The sequence below is a fragment of the Inquilinus ginsengisoli genome (genome assembly GCF_031453975.1).
GTDB classification, from domain to species: domain Bacteria; phylum Pseudomonadota; class Alphaproteobacteria; order DSM-16000; family Inquilinaceae; genus Inquilinus; species Inquilinus ginsengisoli_A.
Genome location: NZ_JAVDPW010000011.1, coordinates 119,799 through 141,039, shown reverse-complemented (window position 1 = coordinate 141,039; position 21,241 = coordinate 119,799). Strand labels below are relative to the sequence as shown.

The following is a 21,241-nucleotide window of genomic DNA, read 5'->3' as shown; positions in this document are numbered from 1 at the left end:
GAGTTCGAGATGGACACATTGCCGGCCCTGCACACCGGAACGCCCCGTTCCGAGCGCGGCTTCATCACCCCGGTCGAGGGGCTGGAGATTCCGTTCGGCCTGGTCGAGGGCGCGGCGCCCGGCCCCATCCTGCTGGTGACCGCGGGGGTGCACGGGTCCGAATACTGCTCGATCGAAGCGGCGCTGCGCCTGATGGGCCAGGCTCCGGACGGCCTGGCGGGCACGATCCTGGTGCTGCCGATCCTGAACCCGTCGGGCTTCCGCCAGCGCAGCATCTATGTGATGCCGGAGGACGGGCGCAACCTGAACCGGATGTTCCCGGGCAGGCCGGACGGCACCTTGAGCGAGCGCCTGGCGGACTGGCTGGTGACCAAGATCTATCCGCAGGCGGACGCCTATCTCGACCTGCATGGCGGCGATCTCAGCGAGGCGCTGGCGCCGTTCTCGCTGTTTCCCAGCGGCAGCGAGGCCTCGCAGGCGCTGGCGATCGCCTTCGGCCTGCCGGTGTCGGTCGCGGCGGGCGGCGAAGGCTACACCATCAACGCGGCCGGGCGGCTGGGCGTGCCCAGCCTGATCGCCGAGGTCGGCGGCAACGGCCTGTGGGACGAGGCCGGCGTCACCGCGATGACGGCGGGGATCGACCGGGCGCTGCACCATCTCGGCATGATCCCGGGACCGGTGCCGGCGGCACCGCAGGAGCGGCCGCGGATGGTGACGATGTGGGTTCCCGCCGCCGGCGCCGACGGACTGTGGTACCCGGCAACCGAGATCGGGCAGACGGTCGCGGCGGGCGACGTGCTCGGTGAGATCCGCGACGTCTTCGGGGCGGTGCGCGAGACCATCCGCTCGCAGCAGGACGGCTTCATTCTGTACCGCTTGAGCAGCCTGGCCGTGAACCGGGGCGAGGCCCTGCTCGGGGTCGGAACCCCGCTCCAGAATTGACCGAACGTTCGGTCAGCCTTTGATGCCCCTTACAGGCTGATGGGGCCGCAGCTGTCGCCGAGGACCAGCGCGGGCTGGAACACCACATTGCGCGGCGGCAGCTCCATGCCCCGGTCGATGCGGTCGACCAGCAGCCGCAGCGCCTCGTTGGTCATGTCGCCGACCGGATGCTCCGTCCGGGTCAGCCGGGGGCGCAGGCCCCCGATCCCCGGGATGGTGTCGGTCGATGCGATCGAGATGTCGTCCGGGCAGCGCAGGCCGAGATCGACCATCGCCCGCATCGCGCCCAGGGCCATGACGCCGTTGGCGACATAGAGAGCAGAGGGCCGGTCCGGCAGCAGCAGCAACTCGCGCGCCACGGAATAGGCCACGTCCTCGCGGAACTCGCCGCTGCGGACATGCTCGGGCCGCGGGGCGGCGCCGCGCGCCTCCATCGCCTGCAGCATGCCCTCGAGACGGCCGCGGCCGGTGGTCAGGTGCAGCGGGCCGGTGATCGTGCCGATCCGGCGGTGGCCGAGGTCGAGCAGGTAGTTCGTCACCTGCTTCGCCGCCGAGATGTTGTCGAGGGTCACGGTGTCTGACCGGTCCTCGTCCACGGTGCGGCCGAACAGCACCATGGGCATCGAATTGCCCTCGAAATCGCGCCGCAGATAGTGCGAGGGCAGCCCGACCGGCACCAGGACGACCCCATCGCAGGACAGCATCCGGATCCGCGACAGGGCGCGGCGCTCCGCATCCGGCTTCTCGTCGCTGTTGAACACCACCAGCGAATAGCCCCAGGCGGCCACCGCCGCCTCGGCCGCGCAGACGATGCGGGCGAAGAACGGGTTCGCCAGATCCGCGACCACCAGCGCGATCAGCTGGCTGCGGCCGCGCTTCAGATTGCGGGCGACCGCCGACGGCGCATACTGCAACTCGCTGATGGCGGCCAGCACGCGGGTCCGCAGGGACGGGCTGACATAGGCCGTCTCGTTGACCACGGCGGAGACGGTGGCGGTCGAGACACCGGCCAGCCGTGCGACATCTTTGATGGTTGCCACCGAACACTCAGCTAATCGTTTCGCCGACTTTCGCCTATCGATACAGCCTTGTCCAGCCGACATGTATCGAATTTTACGCTTGCAAGAACGAACGAGATTGTCGAGTTTAGCGAAACGGTTAGATGGCGTTCGCTGGACCTTGCGCGACACGCCGCGAAAGGGAGGAAGACCATGAAGACCCCGCTGTTCGGCATGCTCGCCGCAATCCTGGCCCTGCCGGCCGGCACGGCCGTGGCGCAGGACAAGCCCCTGCTCGGCATCGTCTCGATCGCCGCGACCGAGGCCAACAACGTCCGCTACATCGCCGGCGCGACCGCGGCGGCCAAGGAGCTGGGCTGGGAGGTGTCGGTGATCGACGCCGCCGGCAACGCCGACCAGGCCAATGCCGCGATCCAGAATTTCGTGCAGCGCGGCGCCGGCGCTGTCGTCGACATGGTGTTCCCCTATTCCTCGATCGGCGCAGGCCTGGCCGCGGCCAAGGATGCCGGCGTGCCGGTCGTGACCTGGGGCGGCGGGCTGGGCAGCAGCGTGGCCGCCACCAACGGGTCCGGCGCGCCCCTGGCCCAGCCGGTGATCGACAAGCTGGTCGCGGATCTCGGCGGCAAGGGCAGCGTCCTGGCCCTGACCTACCGCACCGGCGAGGTCTGCCGGAACCGCGAGTCGCTGTTCGACGAGATCGTGGCCAAGAGCCCCGGCATCACCGTCACCAAGAACGAGGTGCGGATCCCCGGCTATTTCCAGGACGGCGCGGAATACGCCAACGCCTGGCTGGCCTCGCACCCGCAGGGCGACGAGGCCCTGGCGATCTGGGGTTGCTGGGACGATCCGGCGATCGGCGCCATCGGATCGCTGCGGCAGCAGGGCCGCGACGACGTCAAGGTGTACGGCGTCAACGGCAACGCCCAGGCCATCGAGAACATCCGCAGCGGCCACATGGACGCGACAGCATGGGAAGACAGCTACACCGAGGGCCACCAGATGGTGAAGCTGCTGGTCGACATCAAAGCCGCCGGCGCCGGCTGGACGCCGAAGGCGGTCGAGGTTCCGGCCGTCCTCGTCACCAAGGACACGGTCGAGCAGTTCGTGAAGGATCATCCCGAGGCGCTGGGCAAGTGAGCTGCGGACGGCGAATGGCGGTCGGACGGCGCAGAATCCCGGGCGGCGCATGAGCACCCAGGACCCTTCCCCGGCATCCGCCGGCCCCTTCCTGGTCGCCCGGGAGGTGGCGAAATCCTATGGCGGCGTCCAGGCGCTGAAGGGGGTTTCGCTCTCGCTCGACGCCGGGCGGGTGCATGGCCTGGTCGGCGCCAACGGCGCCGGCAAGTCGACGCTGATCCGCGTGCTGGCCGGCCTGACCCACCCGGATGCCGGCGAGGTCAGGATCGACGGCACCGCGGTCGCCATCGCCTCGCCGCAGGACGCCACCGCCCTGGGCCTGGGCTTCATCCACCAGGAGCTGGCCTTCGTCCCCGGCATGACGGTGCTGGAGAACATCATGCTCGGCGTGCCGAAGAAGCGGCGCCTGGGCATGGTCGACTGGGCGGCGATCGAACGCGACGTGGCGCCGATCGCCCGGCGGGTGGGCATCACCGCCTCGCTCCATGCCGATGCCAAGACGCTGTCGATCGCCGAGAACTGGCTGATCAGCATCTGCCGGGCGCTGGTGCGCAAGGCGCGGCTGATCGTGATGGACGAGCCGACGGCGTCGCTGTCGGCGAGCGAGAGCGAGAGGCTGTTCGGCATCATCGAGGATTTGACCGCCTCGGGCGTCGCCATCCTCTACGTGTCGCACCGGCTGGACGAGATCCTGCGGCTGTGCCACCGCGTCACCGTGTTCCGCGACGGCCGGTCGGTGGCCGAGATCGGCAAGGCCGCGTTGACCCGGACCGCCCTGGTCGAGGCCATCGTCGGCGGCGAGACCCGGCCGGCGGACGCGGCCCGCGGCGAGCCCGTCGGCGGCGATGCCGTGCTGCGGGTGTCGGGCATGGCCCGCCAGCCCCGGGTCCAGGGCGTCAGCTTCGAACTGCGCCGCGGCGAGGTGCTGGGCATCGGCGGCCTGGTCGGCGCCGGCCGCACCGAGCTGGCGCGGCTGATCTACGGCGCAGACCGGGCCGAGGCCGGGACCATGGTGCTGGACGGCGCGCCCTTCGCCCCGCGCAGCCCCGGCCAGGCGGTCGCGGCCGGGCTGGGGCTGGTGCCGGAGGAGCGCCGGGCCGAAGGCCTGGTCCTGACCAAGAGCGTCGCCTTCAACCTGCAGATCGCCAATCTCAGGCAGATCATCCGCGCCCCGGCGCTGCCCCTGATCAGCCATCGGCGGCGGGAGGCGTCGTCGCTGGCGATCGTCCGCGACCTCGCGATCAAGACCCGCAGCATCGAGACACCGGTCGGGCGGCTGAGCGGCGGCAACCAGCAGAAGGTGGTGATCGGCCGCTGGCTGCTGCGCGGGCCGAAGGTGCTGATCCTGGACGAGCCGACGCGCGGCGTCGATATCGGGTCGCGCGGCGAGATCCACCGCCTGCTGCGCGACCTCGCCGCCCGCGGCATGTCCATCCTGGTGATCTCGTCCGAGCCGGACGAGCTGCCCGATCTGTGCGACCGCGTCCTGGTCATGGCCGAAGGCCGGATCGTGCGGGAGCTGGCGGGGCGCGCGATCACCCGCAATTCCATCGTCGAGGCCAGCTACGCCGCCGGCCATGCCGCGGCCGCGGCCGAAAGGAGTGTCCGATGACGCAGACCGCCGCCGCGAGCCGCCGTCTGTCGCCGCAGTCGAAGCTGGCCCTGGGCCTGTTCGCCCGCTACGCCACCATCCTCGGGCTGGTGCTGATGATCCTGGCGTTCTCGGTGCTCTCCCCCCGGGCCTTCCCCACGGTCAACAACTTCACCAACGTGCTGAACCAGGCGTCCCTGGCGATGATCATCGCCGGCGGGCTGACCCTGGCGGTGGTGGTGGGCGAGCTGGACCTGTCGATCGGCTTCGCCGCCAGCCTGCACGGCGTGCTGGTCACCGGGCTGATCGTCGGCAACGGCCTGCCGATCCCGGTCGCCATCCTGATCGTGCTGGTGCTGGGCGCGCTGATCGGCCTGGTCAACGGCCTGATCGTGACCAAGATCAAGGTCAATTCGGTGATCGCCACCCTGGGCGTCGGCACCATCCTGACCGGCCTGTCCTTCGCCTATTCCGCCGGCGTCCCGATCGTGTCCGGCGTGCCGGAGGCGTTCCTGCAGATCTCGCTCGGCCGCTGGCTGTTCGGCATCCCCAACAACATCATCATCATGGCGCTGGTGCTGGGCGCCCTGTGGATCCTGGTCGAGCGCACCGCCCTGGGGCAGGAGATCCAGGCGGTGGGCGGCAACCCGGCGGCGGCCCGCCTGGCCGGCATCAATGTCGACCGCATCAAGACGCTGGGCTTCGTCGTCTCCGGCATGTGCGCCGCGCTGACCGGCATCCTGCTGGCCTCGCGCCTGGGCAGCGGCACCACCAGCGCCGCCGACAGCTATCTGCTGACCGCCTTCGCCGCCGTCTTCCTCGGCTCCGCCACGCTGCGCGACGGCGAATTCCATGTGCTGGGCACCATGGTCGGCGCCCTGATCATCGCCTTCGGCTTCAACGGGCTGAACATCTTCGGCGCCCCGACCTATTCCCAATACGTGCTGCAGGGCGCCATTCTCATCATCGCCGTCGGGCTTTCCAGCCTCGGCCGGACGATCGCGGAACGCTAGGAGATCTCGGTATGCCTTCGGACCCGACCTGGGACGTCCATATCGTCGAATTCGCCCGCTCGAAGGACCAGCCGGTGGCCAGCCTGGTCCACGGCACCCATGACGAGGGCGTGGTCGACCTGCCCTTCTCCTTCGTGCTGGCCCGGCGCGCCGGCCGGGTCGTGCTGATCGACACCGGTTTCATGAAGGAGGGCAGCGGCGCCGAGATGAGCGTGCGCTTCGGCATCCCGGACTGGATCTCGCCGCTGCGCATGCTGGCCGAGCTGGACGTGATGCCGGAGGCGGTCACCGACATCGTGCTGAGCCACGCGCATTTCGACCATATGGGGTCGATCGGCAAGTTCCCGAACGCCCAGATCTACATCCAGAAGCGCGAGATCCTGAGCTGGGTCGAGGCGATGGCCCTGCCCCCGCGCTTCGGCTTCCTGACCCAGATCATCAACCCGGACGACCTGCGGCGGGCCTTCGATGCCTCGGTCGAACACCGGCTGCACCTGGTCGACGGCGACCGCGACGACATCCTGCCCGGGCTGCATCTGCGCCTGGGCGAAGGCCACACGCTGGGCCAGCAATTCGTGATCCTGGAGACCGCCCGCGGACGTCTCGTGGTCTCCGGCGACTGCGTCTATGCCGCGCGCAACGTCTGCGGCCACAACCATGACGGCGTCTATGTCCCCCTGGCCAACGGTGTCGGCAGCGTGTGGGAACAACTGAAGACGATCGACCGCATCAACACCGCGATCGACGGCGACATGAGCCGCCTGATCATCCTGCACGACAGCGACCGCTGGGCCGGCCTGCCCGTGGTGCGGGAGATCGAGGGCTTCAGGATCGTCAAGGCGGCTTAGGCCGCCCCGGCCGACGACGCCCCTCTCAGGTCAGCGCGGTCAGGGACGTCGCGGTTTTCCGTCGGGCAGCGCCGGATTGCTTCGTTGCCTGGAGACGGCCAGCCGTCGCCTCGATCGAGTCGCGCGTGCCGATGGACTCCGCCCCACCGGCCCGCTGCACCGACAGGCTGCCGCAGGCGACGGCCCAGGCGAGGCACACATCCAGCGGCTCGCCGTCCAGCCAGCGATCGAGAAAACCGGCGTCAAAGGCATCGCCCGCCCCTGTGGTGTCGACCACCGGGACCGGCGGCGCCGCGGCGCGCAGCCTCTCGCCGGCCACCTCGGCCACCGCGCCCTCGCCGCCCAGCTTGATGGCGACCGCCGGAATCCGCGCCGCCAAGGCGTCGAGCGCGGCCTCGGGCGTCGCCGCCCCGGTCAGGGCCAGGGCCTCCGCCTCGTTGGGGAAGAACAGGTCGACGCCGTCGAGCAGCCCCAGGGCTGCCGGGTCGGCGATCGCCACCGCATCCCAGCTGCAGTCGAGCGACACCGTCAGCCCGCATTGCCGGGCCCGGGCGACGAGATCGGGGATCTCGCGCAGGGTCGCGAGCTCCGCGATGTGCAGATGGCGCAGGAGACCGCTGGCCAACGCCGCATCAAGGGTCGCCGGCTCGGCCTTGCCGGCACGGCGGGTCAGGAAGGCGCGGTCGCTGTCGACCGCCATGGCGACCGTGAGCTGCGGCCCGGCATCGGCCGCGCGGTCGAGCCAGCGCAGATCGACCCCGCTCGCGGCGAGCGGGCCGTCGAGCCCCCGCCCGAAATGGTCGATCCCGATCCGGGCCGCCAGCGCCGCCGGCCGGCCGAGCCCGGAGAGATGGGCGGCGGTGATGAACGCGCCACCGCCCGGCACCAGCGTGACGTCCCGGGCGAAATGCTCCCGCCCCGGCTCCGGCATCGCGTCGAGCCCGGTGAAGACCAGATCGGAATAGAGGCGGCCGACGCAGAGGACAAAACCTTCGGGGGACATGGCGGTCAGGCCTGGCACAGCGTCTGCTCGCTTTCGGCGTCGAAGAGATGAAGCGTGTCGTTGGCCGCGGCCAGCCGCACCGTACCGCCCACCGGCGGCGGCCGCCGGCCCGGGGCGGTGCCGACCACGGCCGCGCCGGCGGCATCGACATGCAGCAGGGTTTCCGGACCCAGCGGCTCGACCACCGACACCGTGCCCTCGATCACCAGGGCATCGGCCGCGGCTTGGCCCTCGACCGCGGCGAGGTCGTCGGGCCGTACGCCCAGCAGGACACGGCGCCCCGGCGCGACGCCCGCGGCCGCCGCCGGCAGCGGCGCCGATCCGCCCCCATCCAGCGCCACCGCCACGCGCCCGTCGACCACCGCGACCTGCCCCGGCAGCAGGTTCATCGGCGGGCTGCCGATGAAGCGCGCGGTGAACACGTTGGCCGGGCGGTGATACAGCTCGGCCGGACTGCCGACCTGCAGGATGTGGCCGTCGCGCATCACCACGATGCGGTCTGCCAGGGTCATCGCCTCGACCTGGTCATGGGTGACGAAGACGATGGTGCTGCCCAGGCGCTGGTGCAGCTTCTTGATCTCCAGCCGCATCTGGCCGCGCAGCTGGGCGTCGAGGTTGGACAGCGGCTCGTCGAACAGGAACACCGCCGGGTCGCGCACCATGGCGCGGCCGATGGCGACGCGCTGGCGCTGGCCGCCCGACAGCTCGGACGGGCGGCGGTCGAGATAGGGGGTCAGGCCCAGCAGGGTCCCCGCCTCCTCCACCTTCCGGTCCTTCTCCGCCTGCGGCAGCCGGGCGCTGCGCAGGCCGAAGCCGATGTTCCGACGCACCGTCATGTGCGGGTAGATGGCGTAGTTCTGGAACACCATGGCGATGTTCCGGTCCTTCGGCTCCAGCGTGTTCACGGCGCGGCCGCCGATGCGGATCTCGCCGCCGTCGATCTCCTCCAGCCCCGCGATCATGCGCAGGGTGGTGGACTTGCCGCAGCCGGACGGGCCGACCAGCACGACGAATTCGCCATCGGCGATGTCGAGGTCCAGGCCGTGGATGACCGGATTCTTGCCGTAGGTCTTGACGATGCGGCGCAGCGACACGTCGGCCATGTCAGCCCTGTCCCTTCAGCACGATGTCGAAACAGGAGTCGAGCATGGCGGACGCCCCCTTCTCGCGATCGGCCGCGGTGGCGGCGTTGGCCGCGAATGTGTCCAGCACGGCGTCGTAGCCGGCGAAGGCCTTGTCCAGCGGCTCCGGCGCCGGGCCGCCGAAGCGGGCGCGGACGGCGACGAAGTGCTCCGGCGAGACGATCTCGCGGAACCGGGCCTCGTCCACGGTCGATGGCCGCCCGCAGGTCTCGGCGAAGGCCTGGCCGAACGGGGCGAAGCCGGCCTCGGCCAAGCTGCCGCGGGCGGCGACCACCGCCTTCGCCGTGGCCGCCGCGATCTCATGCGCCTGGCGGAAGGACAGGCCTTCGATCCGCACCAGGCTGTCCGCCAGCTCGGTGACGGTGATGCAGCTGCGGTCGATGTTGCGGCGAACCTTGTCGCCGTCGATCGTCACCGCGGCGACCAGGCCGGACAGCAGGTCCAGCACCCGGCCGGCGAGGTCGAAGGCGGCATAGCCCTGGCCCTGGGTTTCGCCCTCGCTGTCGTTCATGTCGGTGAAGGGCGTGTTGTGCATCACCGTCAGCATCGACCGCGCCCGGGTCATGGCGTGCGACGCCAGCAGGCGCAGATGCTCGATCGGCACCGGGTTGCGCTTCTGCGGCATGATCGAGCTGATCTGCACGAAGGCGTTCGGCACGTAGAGCTGCCCGACCTCGAAGCTGGACCAGAACTGGAGGTCCTGCACCAGCCGGCCGAGATGCAGCATCATCAATTCCAGCGCGGCATAGGTCGAGGTGACGTAGTCGACCGCGGCGATGCAGCTGTAGGAGTTCTGCAGCGGCGCCGAGAAGCCCAGCAGCTCCGCCATGCGGTGCCGGGCGATCGGGAAGCCGGTGGTGGTGATCGCCGCCGCCCCCATCGGGCAGAGGTCGACGATGGCACGCGCCGCCTGCAGCCGCGCCAGGTCGCGCAGCAGCACCTCGATCGCGGCGGCAAGGTAGTGGCCGAAGGTGGTCGGCTGGGCCGGCTGGCCGTGGGTGTAGGCGACGATCAGCGTCGCCCGCTCGCGCCGCGCCGTGTCCAGCAGGCTGCGGGCCAGGCCGCGCGCCTTGGCCGACAGGGCATCGATCCGCCCCTTCAGCGCCAGCTTGAACAGGGTGTGGTCGATGTCGTTGCGCGACCGGCCGGTGTGCAGCCGGCCGGCGATGTCGGGCCCCAGCCGGCGCTTCAGCTCGGCCTCGATCAGGAAGAAGAAGTCCTCGACCTCGCCGGTGTAGGTCAGCGCCTCGACATCGAGGTCGCGCTCGATCCCGACCAACGCCCCGCCGATGGCGGCGGCGGTGGCGGCGTCGAGCACGCCGGTCTCGGCCAGCATCACCAGATGGGCGCGGTCGACGCGCTGGAAATGGTCGCGATAGTGCCGCTTCGCCCCGTCGAACAGCGGCGCCAGCACCGTCTCGGCATAGACCGGCGCGGGAAAGCGGCTTTCGTCCTTGATCATGACTATCCCTTCAGCCCGGCGAGGACCACGCCGCGCACGATGTAGCGCTGGAACACCAGGAACACGATCAGGGTCGGCAGCGTCGCGATGGCGGCACCGGTCATGATCACCTCCCACTGGACGCCCTGCTCGAACGAGAAGCTCGTGAGGCCGACGGGGACGGTATAGTGCTCCTTGCTGTTGGTCACGATCAGCGGCCAGATGAAGGCGGTCCAGTTGCCCAGGAAGGTGAAGATCGCCAGCGCCGACAGGGCCGGCGTCACCAGCGGCATGGCGATCTGCCACCAGATCTGGAACTCGTTCAGCCCGTCGATCCGCGCCGCCTCCAGGAAGTCGTCCGGCACCGTCTCGAAGAACTGCTTCATCAGGAAGGTGCCGAAGGCGGTCATCATGCCCGGGAACATGATGCCCCAATAGCTGTCCAGCCAGCCGAGGGTCTTCGCCATCACGTACCACGGGATCACCAGCATCTCGGTCGGGATCATCAGGGTCGACAGGATGGCGATGAAGACCAGGTAGCGGCCGCGGAAGCGGAACTTGGCCAGGGTGTAGCCGACCAGGCTGTCGAAGAAGACGTTCGACAGGGTGACGATCACGGCGATGCCGAGCGAGTTGAGGAACCAGCGGAAGAAGCGCCCGTCGCCGAGAACATAGATGTAGTTCTCGAGCGTCGGCTCCTTGGGGATCAGCGACAGCTCGCCGACCTCATGCGGGAATTTGAACGAGGTGGCGAACATGTAGAGGATCGGCATCACCATGACGATCCCGCCGATCAGCAGCAGCGTCCAGGCCACCACCCGCCCGGGCCGGATCCGGCGCCCCATGATCACGGTCGCGGTCGCCATCAGCGGTCCCTCAGGATGCGGAGCTGCAGCACCGAGATGCCGAGCAGGACCAGGAACAGGATCACGGTCTGGGCCGCGGCATAGCCCATGTCGAAGGACCGGAACGCGGTCTGGTAGATCATCAGCACCAGCGGCTTGGTCGAATTCAGCGGGCCGCCCGGATCGTTCAGGGTGATGTTGTAGACTTGGTCGAAGATGCGCAGGAACGCGATCGAGCTGAACACCACCAGGAACACAAAGGTCGGCTTCAGCAACGGCAGCGTGATCTCCCACAGGATGGTCCAGCGCGACACGCCGTCGACCCGCGCGGCCTCGTAGTAGCTGATCGGGATGGCCCTGAGGCCGGCCATGAAGATCACCACCTGGAAGCCGAGCCCGGCCCAGATCGCCGGCGCCAGCACCGCCGGCAGCGCCTGGACGGTGGAGCGCAGGAAGGGCTGCTGCGGCAGGCCGATGCTGGCCAGGGCGTTGTTGAACACGCCGATCGGCACCGGCTGGTAGAACCAGCGCCACACCCAGGCCATCGCCACCGCCGTGGTCAGGAACGGCAGGAAGTACAGCGCCCGGATGAAACCGTGCATGAAGCGGACCTTGTCGAGCCGGTAGGCCACGACGAAGGCGATCACCAGGCTGAGCGGGGTGCCGATCAGCAGGTACAGGAAGGTGTTGCCGAACACCTTCCAGAACAGCGGGTCCTCGACCAGCCGGACGTAGTTTTTCAGCCCGACGAAGTTGGGGGTGCCGAGCAGGTTCCAGTCGGTGAAGGACAGCCAGAAGGCGTCCAGTGTCGGCCAGAACCGGATGACGATGTAGAACAGCACCGGCACGGCCAGGAAGCCCCAGGCCCAGACCACCTGCTTGGCCCGCACCGACAGGCCCGCGACGGGGGATCTCATGCCGGCCCCCGCGCCATTTCCCGCACCGTCACGCCCCTCATCCCGGTCCCGTCACTTCTTCTGGTAGTAGCGGTCGAGGATCTCCTGCTCGGCCTTGGCGGCCTCGGCCAGGGCGGCGTCGACCGGCTGGTTCTGCAGCACCACGCGGTTGACCATGTCCATCGACACCTGGCGCTCCGCCGCCTCGTCCACGAACAGCGTGGTGTGGGCGTAGTCCAGGCCCTTGATGAACGGGGCGTAGACCGGGTTGGCGATGTTCTTGTCGCTGAGCGCGACCGACCGGCGGGCCGGCAGCTCGCCCACCGTCTCGAGCCAGATCTGCATGGCCTCGGGCGAGGTCAGGAAGGCCAGGAACTTCTTCGACGCCTCCAGCTTCTCGCCCTGGGCCTTGGTGGTGATCGCGTTCACCCAGTAGCTGGCGTAGTTCGAGCGCGTGCCGTCCGGCCCGGCCGGCAGCTCGGCGACGCCGTATTTCAGCCCGCGCACGGCGTCGAAGGAGCCGAGGCGGAACGAGCCGTCGATGGTCATGCCGGCGCGGCCGGCCTTGAAGGCGGCCTGGCCCTCATCCATGAAGCCGAGCTGGCTGACGCCGTACTTGGTCTGGAAGTCGAGATAGTATTGCAGCGCCTTGGCGCCGGCCGCGTTGGCGTAGTTCACCGTCTTGTAGTCGTTCAGGTACGGCTCGCCCCCGAACTGGCGGACCAGCACCTCGCGCCACCATTGGTGGTCCTGGCCGTTCATGTCCATGGTGATGCCGACCTGGGTGAGGTTGCCGCCATCGTCCTTCTTGGTCAGCTTCTGGGCGAACTGGACCAGCTCGTCGAGATTGGCCGGGGCCTTCTCGGGGTCGAGCCCGGCTTCCTCGAACAGCCGCTTGTTCCAGAAGATGGCGAGCGAACGGACCGCGGTCGGCAGGCCGTAATAGTCGTCGCCGCGCTTCATCGCCTTCACCATCGGGAAGAAATCGGCCTCGATGGCGTCATGCGGGAAGGTGTCGGTCGGCAGCGGCTGGATCAGCTTCGCCGCCACGAAATTGTCGAGCCAGCCATAGAACAGCTGCACCACGTCCGGCCCTTCGCCGGCCGGGATCGCGGCCGCGACCTTGGTCTGGTAGTCGGCATAGGGGAAGTTGGTGTGCTTGACGGTGATGCCGGGATTGTCGGCCTCGAACTTCGCGATCAGCGTGTCGATCGCCTTGACCCGGGAATCGTAGAAATACTGCCAGTACTCGATCTCGACCGCCTGCGCCGCCGAAGCCGCGCCGCACAGGCCGAGCGCGAAGGCCGTCGCCAGCGCCATGCGCCGGATGCCGCCGAAACCTGCCATCTCCCCCTCCATCCCTGTCTTGTTCGGGCCTTGCAGCCCATTGGTCTCGTTCCCAATCGATCACAGGCCGAAAGCCCGAGTCAATAACTCAACATAGTTGAATTATTGTATTGGCCGCAGCACCCTGCACCCGGAGACTCCGGGAGACGGGCCCGCATGGCGATCGGCAACAATTCGGGCAAGACCCGATCCTACAACCGCCGGGTGGTGCTGGAGACCGTGCGGCTGCAGGGCACGGTCAGCCGCACCGAGATCGCGCGACGCACCGCCCTGACCACCCAGGCCGTGTCGAACATCACGGCCGCGCTGCTAGCCGAAGGGCTGCTGCGCGATGCCGGCCGCCGGCGCAGCGGGCGAGGCCAGCCGCCGATCGAATACGAGGTCAATCCGGATGGCGGCTTCACCATCGGCGTCGAGATCGGGCCGCGGTTCCAGCAATCGGTCCTGGTCAATCTGGCCGGGCGCGTCCTGGCGAGCCGCACCTCCGCGGTCGACGACCCCACCCCCGCCGGCATCGGGCCGTGCCTGCGGCGCGAGATCGATGCGCTGCTGGAGTCGGCCGGGGTCGCCCGCGCCGCGATCCTCGGCGCCGGGGTCGTGATGCCGGGTCCCTTCGGGATCGAGGGGCTGAGCTCGGTCGGCCCCACCGCCGTGCCCGGCTGGCTGGCGATCGACGCCGCCGCCTTCCTCGGCGAAGCGCTCGGGATGCCGGTCCTGGTCGAGAACGACGCCACGGCGGCGGCGGTGGGCGAGCGGCTGCACGGCGTCGCGCGCGAATTGCGGGACTTCTGCCTGGTCCATTTCGGCACCGGCATCGGCCTCGGGCTGGTCCTGGGCGGGCAGCCCTACACCGGCGCCTTCGGCAATGCCGGAGAGCTGGGCCATGTCACGGTCGAGCCGCGCGGCCGCCCCTGCCCCTGCGGTGGCCAGGGCTGCCTGGAATGCTACGCCTCGCTGCATTCGCTGGCCGAACAGCTGGGCGGCGCGGCCGATGTCGACGCCCTGATCCGCGACGGGGATCCGCGTTTCAACGCCTGGATCGACATCGCCGCCGAGAAGCTGCTGATCATGGTCGGCATCCTGGAGAACCTGTTCGATCCCGAGGCCATCGTGTTCGGCGGTCGCCTGCCCGACGCCGTACTGGACCGGCTGATCGCCAGGATCGGCCCCTTGCCGAACACCGTGTCTCACCGGTCCGGCCGGTCGGTGCCGCGCCTGCTGCGGGGCACCACCGGCGGGCTGACGCCGGCGCTGGGCGCCGCGGCGCTGCCGGTGTTCGAGACCCTGACACCCGATTTCGGCGCCGTGATTCGCGCCCGTGATACCGGAGGATCGTCCCATGCCCGCCGATGAGGCCCTCATCCGCCGCCAGATGGCCCAGCCGAGCGTGCTGCGGCTCCACCGCGCCCTGTCGCGGCTGAAGAGCACCGTCACCCTGCTCGACACCGGCGCCCATCCGGACGATGAGAGCAGCGCCATGCTGGCCGCCCTGTCGCTGCGCGATGGCGTTCGCGTCGTGCTGCTGTGCTCGACCCGCGGCGAAGGCGGCCAGAACGCGATCGGGCCGGAGCGCGGCGGCGACCTGGCGGCGCTGCGCAGCCGGGAGATGGAGGAAGCCGCCCGCGTGCTCGATGCCGGCGTCACCTGGATCGGCCATGGCCCGGACGATCCGGTGCATGATTTCGGCTTCTCCAAGAGCGGCGTCGACACGCTGCGCCGCTGGGGCCATGAGCGGGTGGTGGAACGGCTGGTCCGCGCCATCCGGACGGAGCGGCCGGACATCGTGATCCCGACCTTCCTCGACGTGCCGGGCCAGCACGGGCACCACCGCGCCATGACCCAGGCGAGCCGCGAGGCCGTCGAGCTGGCCGGCGACCCCGCCGCCTTCCCCCAACATGCCGCCGCCGGCCTCGCCCCATGGTCGGCGGCGAAGTTCTACCTGCCCGCCTGGTCGGGCAAGAGCGCGTCCTATGACGACGACCTGCCGCCGCCGGAGGCGACCGTGACGGTGCAGGCTGGCGACCGCGATCCGGTCGCCGGCGCCACCCATGCCCAGATCGGCCAGTGGTCGCGGCTGGCGCACCGCACCCAGGGCATGGGGGTGTGGCGCGAGGCGGTCCCCTCCCCCTGGCCGCTGCATCGGGCCTATGCCGTGCCCGGAATGCCGGCGATGGAGACCTCGATTATGGATGGGCTGCCCGCCACAGTCGCCGCGCTGGCCGACGCCGTCGACGGCATCGAATGCCAGGCATCGCTGCGAACCGCCCAGGCCGCGATCGACCGGGCCATCGCGGCCTGGCCGGACAGCGATGCCGTCGCCGCGGCGGCGGCCCAGGCCCTGACCGCGATCCGCGCAGTCCTGGCATCCCGGCCCGAGCAGGCCGCGCCCATCCTGGACCACCGCCTCCGCCGCAAGGTCCGCGAACTCGAGCAGGTCCTGTTCGTGGCGTCGGGTCTGGATGTCCGCGCCTTCGCCGAGCCGGCCGAAATCGCGCCCGGCGGGACCTTCGCCATCACGGCATTGCACGCCGCGGACGCCAGCGCCACCGAGATCGCGCTGGCACCGCGGCTCCCCGGCGGCTGGGCCTGGGAGACCGACAGCGCAACCGGCGAATTCCGGATCCACGTTCCCGACGATGCCCCGATCACCCTGCCCTTCGCGCCGGGCTTCGATCCGCTGGGCGGCAACGGCCTGGCCTCGGTCGAGGTCACCTTCACCCTGGCCGAGGTCCGGGCAAAAGCGACCATCGACCTCGACGAGCCGGTCCGGGTCCTGCCCGCCGCCTCCGTGACTCCGGCTTCCGATGCCATCGTGGTCAACCTGGCCCGGCCATCGGCCCCGCGGCCCCTGGGCCTGAGGCTGCAGAGCCTTCGGGGAACGGCCGCGGCGGCACGGAGCATCGGCATCACGGCCCCCGCAGGCTGGGAGTCGTCAGGCCCTGGCTCGGTCGAAGTGCCCGGGGATGCAGGCGTCGCCTCGATCGAGACGGTTCTGACCCCACCCACCACCGCCGGCCTTCACGAAGCCGTCGTCACCGTCGACGGTCAGCCGGGCTGGAGCGTCCGGCGCATGAATTACCCCCATCTTGGGCCGGTGGTTCGCGCGGCCCCGGCGATCCTGCGGCTTCGCACGCTCGAGGTCGCCCTGCCGGACGGCGTTCGCGTCGGTGTCGTCGGCGGCGGCAGCGACCGTGCGGACGCGTGGTTGCGTCAGGTCGGTCTTGCCGTCGACCCGATCGATGCCGGAACCCTGACAGGCGGCGACCTGGGCGATTGGGACACCATCCTGGTCGGCGTCTTCGCCTTCCGCACCCGGCCGGAGCTGGCCGCCGCGACCGCGCGGCTGCATCGCTGGGTCCGGGACGGCGGCCATCTGGTCACGCTGTACCATCGTCCGATCGACGCATGGGCGCCGCAGTCGACGCCGCTGGCTCCGTTGACGATCGGCCACCCCTCCTATCGCTGGCGGGTGACCGACCCCGCCGCCCCGGTCCGGGTGCTGCGGCCGGATCATCCGCTGCTGACCGGCCCCAACCCGATCGGCGATGCCGACTGGGCCGGCTGGGACAAGGAGCGCGGGCTGTATTTCGCCAGCGGGTGGGATCCGGCCTACGAGGCGCTGCTCGCCATCGGCGACCCGGGCGAGACGCCGCTGCAGGGCGGGCTGCTGTCGGGCCGCTTCGGCCAGGGCCGCCACACCCATGTCGCCCTGGCCCTGCATCACCAGTTGGACCGGCTGGTGCCCGGCGCCTTCCGGCTGATGGCCAACCTGATGCAGCGGGCCTAGATGGCATCTCAGGGCAGCGCCACCACCCCGCTCGAGATCAGCTTCAGCTTCCAGTCATCGGCCGCGGAGCCGTCGAGGTTGAGGTGGTCGACCAGGTATTTCAGGCGCTCCGTGTCGTCGCCCTTGGCCGTGCAGAAGCGGTCCTGCAGATAGAAGGGCGGGGCCGCCTGGTAGAACAGCGTGGCCTGCACCGCGGCCGGGTGGCTGCCGGCCGGCAGGTCGGCCAGCGCCACGTCGTAGACCAGGCTGTCGCCGCCGCCCGAGATGTAGTCGGGATCGTCGTCGACGGCGGTGGCGCCGGCCTCCTTCGCCAGATCTTCCGTCGCGCCCAGCGCGGTGGCGATCTGGGTGCGCTCGGGCAGCGGCAGATAGCCATGCGGCAGGATGCGGTTGTCCTTCACCGTGTTGCAGATCGACAGGAAGCTGGTGGTCAGCATGCCCTTCGGGTCGGTGCCCGGGCCGCAGACCGGTGCCGAATTGTCCAGGGGCGGCGTGGAGACCAGCTCCTGATAGATCTGGGTCTGGTCCTGGCGGGTGATGCGCTGGAAATGCGGCTGGTGCAGCCGTGCCTCCGGCTGGATGCGGGCCGTGCAGTCATCCGTCCACCAGTATTCGCCGTCGAGTGGCGTGTTGGTCTGGTCGACCAGCGCGCCCGACGCGTCGGTGCGGCCGGAGGCCCAGAGCGTGGTGCCGTTCTGGTCCAGCACCTGGAACTCCAGGAAGACGCGGCGGAAGCCGACGCCGGAGGGCAGCTTGTGCCCGGCCTTGTTGTTGACGGTCACCGTCGCCTGCAGCCGCCCGCCCGCCGTCGACACGCCGCTCACTGCCACGTCGGCGGTCTGGTTTCCGGCCATGTCGAGCATCGCCTGCTCGGTCCGCAGCAGCGGGTCGAGGCCGCGTGAGGTCAGCATCGGGTCCTGGGTCGGGATGCCGAGCACATCGGGGAATTGCTGCGCGATCTTGGTCAGGAAGACGTTGAGGCCGACCAGCGTGTGCGCGGCGAAGCCATCGCGCACGGGCAGGTCGATGTCGTCAGGCCCGAGATTGTTCTCGGCCTCCGGGAAGTTGCTGAACTCCTGGATGCTCGCGATCTTGCTGCGCATCGGCCTGCCATCCGCGGTCTTCGACGGCATGTGGCAGGCCTGGCAGGTCTGGGCCAGGCTGCCCGGCCCCTGCGGCAGCGGGCCGTCGGGCGTGGTGCCGGTGCGGTAGGCGCTGAAGGCCCATTCCGGATAGGTCGTCTGCTCGTAGATGCGGGTGATGGGCTGGCCGTTCTGGAGCACCGGCAGATGCACCGAATGGCAGCTGCCGCAGACCTCCGAACTGGTGATGGCCACGTCATGCACCGGGGTGATGCCCAGCGCGTTCTCCATCGGCTTGACCTTCGGCATCTCGAACGGGCCGATCAGCTTGTCGGGCGGGCCGACCAGGAAGCTGCCGGTGAAGGTGCGGGCGAAGCCGGTGTTGTGCGGATTCAGGAAGGCCTGGCGCTCGGCAATGCAGGCGTTTTCCGGGGTGCCGGCCGCGGCCTTGGTCGCGGCTTCGCCCAGGGCCATGCGATGGCAGGCGGCGCAGGAGATGCCGTCGCGGGCCAGCATGCCGTATTGCGCATGCGGCGCAGTCGGGTTGTCGTCCGGCCAGGGCACGGCATTCACCATCTCGCGGGTGAAGTCGGGGCACTCGCCGCCGGTCTGGCTGAACATGTCGATGTGGAACTGGCGCTGGCCCTGGATGCCGTGGCAGCCGAGGCAGGTGTCCTCGACGAGGCCGGGCTTCGCGGCGGGATGGAAGCTCTGCATCTCGCTGGCCAGCTGGGCGAAGAAGAACGGGTCGCGCCCGGCCAGCCCCATCGGCGAGGTGCGCCAGGTGCCATAGGGCGACAGGTTGATCAGGTTGGCACCATGCGGGTTCGGCATCGTCATGTCGAACTGCAGCCCGGTGCTGCCGGCGTCATGACACCCCAGGCACTGGGTCGAGGTCACGAACTCATCCGACGCATGCGGGCCGCCGGCGCCGACCCAGGTGTTGTCATAGGTCGCCGACGGCATGTTCACGACCGTATCCCGGGGCGGCGTCTTCAAGAGATAGGCGCGCAGGGCCTGGTCGACCGCCGGGTCGGCCTGGCGCAGCGGCTGCTCCAAGGGCCCGACCTCGTCCGGAACTGCCACGTCGTGGTGATGGTCTTCCGGCGGCGGCGCCATGAACCAGGACTGGCTGAGATAGACCAGCGGCCGTCCCGGCTCGCCCTGGATATTTCGCGGCGAGGCGAAGGTGAGGTTGTCCTTCGCCGAGGCATGGCAGTTCATGCAGTACTGGCCGAAGCCCTGGACGGGGAGATTGTTGGCCGGGCCAGGCGGCCAGTCCGGCGCCCAGCCGCTCTTCGGCCCGAAGCCGTACCAGCCCCAGTACCAGCCGTCATGCGACGCCGTGCTGTCGCGGACCATGATCGCCGCGCCGGAGGTCGGGAACAGCTTCACCGGGTCGACGTCGGCGCAGGCGGCGGCCGGGTACGGGAACATCTCCTTCACCATGATCGCCCCGTCGGGGACGGGTGGCGGCGGGTTCGATGCGCCCCCCTCGCCGGAGCGGTTCTTGACCAGCCATTCCGCCATGTCGGGCGAGTACCAGATCACCACCGGGGCATGGGTGCCGAAGCCGGTGCCCTTCCAGGCGCCCGCCGCCAGCGACGCGACGAAGGGGCCGGCGTCGCGGACATGCTTGTCGCGCCGCCAACCCGCAGCCTCGTTGCGGTGGCAGTAGTTGCCGAAGAACTGGTTGAGCTTGGCCTGGTACTGGTCGAGCGGCAGGGCCGACGGGTTGCGGACGGCCGCGGTCAGGCTCTCGCACAGGGCCGGGTCCGTCGGAATCATCGGCACGGACCGTTCGGCCGAGCACTGTGCCGGGTCGGCAGCACTCGGATTGGCGGACAAGACGACGCCGGCCGCCATGAGCATAGCGATATAAAGCCGGCTCGCTGCCCTGCGCCAATCAGCTGATCTTATTGGTTTTTGCACAATGCACCATATCATCTGCCGGCGAGCTGCCGATCAATTGACCAAATCCAAATACGGATCCGCCCCAATGGCCGAATGCTTAACGCTTCAATATAGCCGAAGCCTATCACTTGGCTTGAACGGCATCTATTTTCCTAATTTGCGCAAAATTATTCCAAAACGCCCCTCAAAGAGAGCGGAAAGCGGCGGATTTGTCATCCGGCTCGTATTCGGCATCGACGAGTTCGACGACGAGGCCCGCGAGCGCGGCGTTCTCGCGGTCCAGCGCAGCCTGGTGGCGGGCGTCGAGCGCGCGTCGCTGGACCCAGCCGATACCGAAATCGGCGGCATCATGTCATCCTGAATGAGGCAATCGGCAGCCTGAAAAGCACTCCTTTCAGCGTCGCAAATCGCAAACGTCCGCCCGCTGACCGAAAGCCCGATATGCGATGGGCTCGGACTACCAGCAGACGAAGCCGCCATCCACGATCAGGTCGACGCCGGTGCAGAAGGACGACGCCGCGCTGGCCAGGAACACCGCCGGGCCGACCAGCTCGTCCACCGTCGCCATCCGGCCCATCGGCGTGTCGCGCTCGAAGATCTTGCGCTGTTCGGCCACCTCGGGCCGCAGGTTCATCGGCGTCAGCGTGTAGCCGGGACTGATCGCGTTGACCCGCAGGCCGCGGTCGGCCCATTCCATCGCCAGGCTCTTGGTCAGGTGGATCACCCCGGCCTTGGAGGTGTTGTAATGCGCCTGCAGCAGGCCGCGGTTGACGATCGAGCCCGACATCGAGGCGATGTTGATGATCGAGCCCCGCTTCCGCGGCAGCATCGCCTGCGCCTCGGCCTGGGCGGAGAAGAAGACGCCGGTCAGGTTGACGTCGAGCATGCGCTGCCACTGCGCCTCCGCCATCTCCTCCGCCGCCGTGGCGTTGGCGATGCCGGCGCAGTTGACCGCGACCTCCAGCGGCCCCAGCTGCGCTTCGGCCGCCCCGACCGCGGCGGACAGGTCGGCGACCTTGGTCACGTCGCCGGTCAGCACCAGCGCGCGGCGGCCAAGCGCCCGGATCCGGCCGGCGGTGTCGGCCAGGCCGGCCCCCGCCGCCGCAAGGTCGAACAGGGCGACGTCGGCACCGGCCTCGGCCAGGCCGACCGCGATGCGCTGGCCGATGCCGCTGCCGGCGCCGGTGACGAAGGCGATCTGGTCATCGAGCCGGAAGATCTGCACGGGATTCCC

General features: G+C 69.6%; 17 protein-coding genes. 8 read left to right on the top strand and 9 right to left on the bottom strand.

The annotated features are described in order from the left end of the window. Window positions 1-9: 9 nt before the first annotated feature. Window positions 10-942: a succinylglutamate desuccinylase/aspartoacylase family protein gene (locus E9232_RS28670; RefSeq protein ID WP_309800012.1), complete on the top strand. Its 933-nt coding sequence runs from the start codon at window positions 10-12 to the stop codon at window positions 940-942. 29 nt (window positions 943-971) lie between these two features. Here E9232_RS28670 and E9232_RS28665 read toward each other — a convergent pair whose 3' ends face one another. Beyond that, window positions 972-1,982 carry a LacI family DNA-binding transcriptional regulator gene (locus E9232_RS28665; RefSeq protein WP_309800010.1) on the bottom strand — a complete coding sequence of 337 codons (1,011 nt, stop codon included), beginning with the start codon at window positions 1,980-1,982 and terminating at the stop codon, window positions 972-974. Window positions 1,983-2,153: 171 nt separating this feature from the next. On the opposite strand from E9232_RS28665, the gene E9232_RS28660 reads away from it, so the two are divergent. The 4 genes from E9232_RS28660 to E9232_RS28645 are packed head-to-tail and all read left to right on the top strand — an operon-like array spanning window position 2,154 to window position 6,550. Beyond that, on the top strand, window positions 2,154-3,098 hold the full coding sequence (locus E9232_RS28660) for a sugar ABC transporter substrate-binding protein (protein ID WP_309800006.1): 945 nt from the start codon (window positions 2,154-2,156) through the stop codon (window positions 3,096-3,098). Between the two features lie 49 nt (window positions 3,099-3,147). Then, window positions 3,148-4,710 carry a sugar ABC transporter ATP-binding protein gene (locus tag E9232_RS28655; protein WP_309800004.1) on the top strand — a complete coding sequence of 521 codons (1,563 nt, stop codon included), beginning with the start codon at window positions 3,148-3,150 and terminating at the stop codon, window positions 4,708-4,710. Further along, complete coding sequence (locus E9232_RS28650; RefSeq protein ID WP_309800002.1) at window positions 4,707-5,702, top strand: ABC transporter permease; 996 nt, start codon at window positions 4,707-4,709, stop codon at window positions 5,700-5,702. The genes E9232_RS28655 and E9232_RS28650 overlap by 4 nt, the downstream gene beginning before the upstream one ends. An 11-nt stretch (window positions 5,703-5,713) precedes the next feature. After that, on the top strand, window positions 5,714-6,550 hold the full coding sequence (locus E9232_RS28645) for an N-acyl homoserine lactonase family protein (protein WP_309800000.1): 837 nt from the start codon (window positions 5,714-5,716) through the stop codon (window positions 6,548-6,550). Between the two features lie 25 nt (window positions 6,551-6,575). Here E9232_RS28645 and E9232_RS28640 read toward each other — a convergent pair whose 3' ends face one another. Genes E9232_RS28640 through E9232_RS28615 form a run of 6 tightly spaced genes read right to left on the bottom strand, consistent with a single transcriptional unit; the run spans window position 6,576 to window position 13,224 of the window. Continuing rightward, a complete protein-coding gene (locus tag E9232_RS28640; RefSeq protein WP_309799998.1) occupies window positions 6,576-7,571 on the bottom strand; it encodes a carbohydrate kinase family protein in 996 nt (331 codons plus the stop codon). Continuing rightward, window positions 7,559-8,656, bottom strand: a complete 1,098-nt coding sequence (locus E9232_RS28635) for an ABC transporter ATP-binding protein (RefSeq protein ID WP_309799996.1) — start codon at window positions 8,654-8,656, stop codon at window positions 7,559-7,561. The genes E9232_RS28640 and E9232_RS28635 overlap by 13 nt, the downstream gene beginning before the upstream one ends. Before the next feature lies 1 nt (window position 8,657). After that, window positions 8,658-10,157 carry an argininosuccinate lyase gene (gene argH, locus E9232_RS28630; RefSeq protein WP_309799994.1) on the bottom strand — a complete coding sequence of 500 codons (1,500 nt, stop codon included), beginning with the start codon at window positions 10,155-10,157 and terminating at the stop codon, window positions 8,658-8,660. Window positions 10,158-10,159: 2 nt separating this feature from the next. Then, window positions 10,160-11,002 carry a carbohydrate ABC transporter permease gene (locus E9232_RS28625; RefSeq protein WP_309799993.1) on the bottom strand — a complete coding sequence of 281 codons (843 nt, stop codon included), beginning with the start codon at window positions 11,000-11,002 and terminating at the stop codon, window positions 10,160-10,162. Next, complete coding sequence (locus tag E9232_RS28620) at window positions 11,002-11,898, bottom strand: carbohydrate ABC transporter permease (protein ID WP_309799992.1); 897 nt, start codon at window positions 11,896-11,898, stop codon at window positions 11,002-11,004. Before E9232_RS28620 ends, E9232_RS28625 begins: the two co-directional genes overlap by 1 nt. 51 nt (window positions 11,899-11,949) lie before the next feature. Continuing rightward, window positions 11,950-13,224 carry a sugar ABC transporter substrate-binding protein gene (locus E9232_RS28615; RefSeq protein WP_309799990.1) on the bottom strand — a complete coding sequence of 425 codons (1,275 nt, stop codon included), beginning with the start codon at window positions 13,222-13,224 and terminating at the stop codon, window positions 11,950-11,952. 156 nt (window positions 13,225-13,380) lie between these two features. Here E9232_RS28615 and E9232_RS28610 point away from each other — a divergent pair, with 156 nt between their 5' ends. Both E9232_RS28610 and E9232_RS28605 read left to right on the top strand, forming a co-directional pair. Further along, a complete protein-coding gene (locus tag E9232_RS28610; RefSeq protein WP_309799988.1) occupies window positions 13,381-14,577 on the top strand; it encodes an ROK family transcriptional regulator in 1,197 nt (398 codons plus the stop codon). After that, window positions 14,564-17,011, top strand: a complete 2,448-nt coding sequence (locus tag E9232_RS28605; RefSeq protein WP_309799985.1) for a PIG-L family deacetylase — start codon at window positions 14,564-14,566, stop codon at window positions 17,009-17,011. Before E9232_RS28610 ends, E9232_RS28605 begins: the two co-directional genes overlap by 14 nt. Before the next feature lie 8 nt (window positions 17,012-17,019). Here the strand turns inward: E9232_RS28605 and E9232_RS28600 are convergent, their stop codons facing one another. Then, a complete protein-coding gene (locus tag E9232_RS28600) occupies window positions 17,020-19,881 on the bottom strand; it encodes a hypothetical protein (RefSeq protein ID WP_374710664.1) in 2,862 nt (953 codons plus the stop codon). 259 nt (window positions 19,882-20,140) lie between these two features. Between E9232_RS28600 and E9232_RS28595 the strand changes: the two genes are divergently transcribed. Beyond that, the gene (locus tag E9232_RS28595) at window positions 20,141-20,368 is read left to right on the top strand and encodes a hypothetical protein (RefSeq protein ID WP_309799981.1); all 228 of its coding nucleotides are present in this window, start codon (window positions 20,141-20,143) and stop codon (window positions 20,366-20,368) included. Window positions 20,369-20,464: 96 nt separating this feature from the next. Here the strand turns inward: E9232_RS28595 and E9232_RS28590 are convergent, their stop codons facing one another. Next, window positions 20,465-21,232 (bottom strand): SDR family oxidoreductase, encoded by a 768-nt coding sequence (locus E9232_RS28590; protein WP_309799979.1) that lies wholly within the window; start codon window positions 21,230-21,232, stop codon window positions 20,465-20,467. Between the last annotated feature and the right edge of the window lie 9 nt (window positions 21,233-21,241).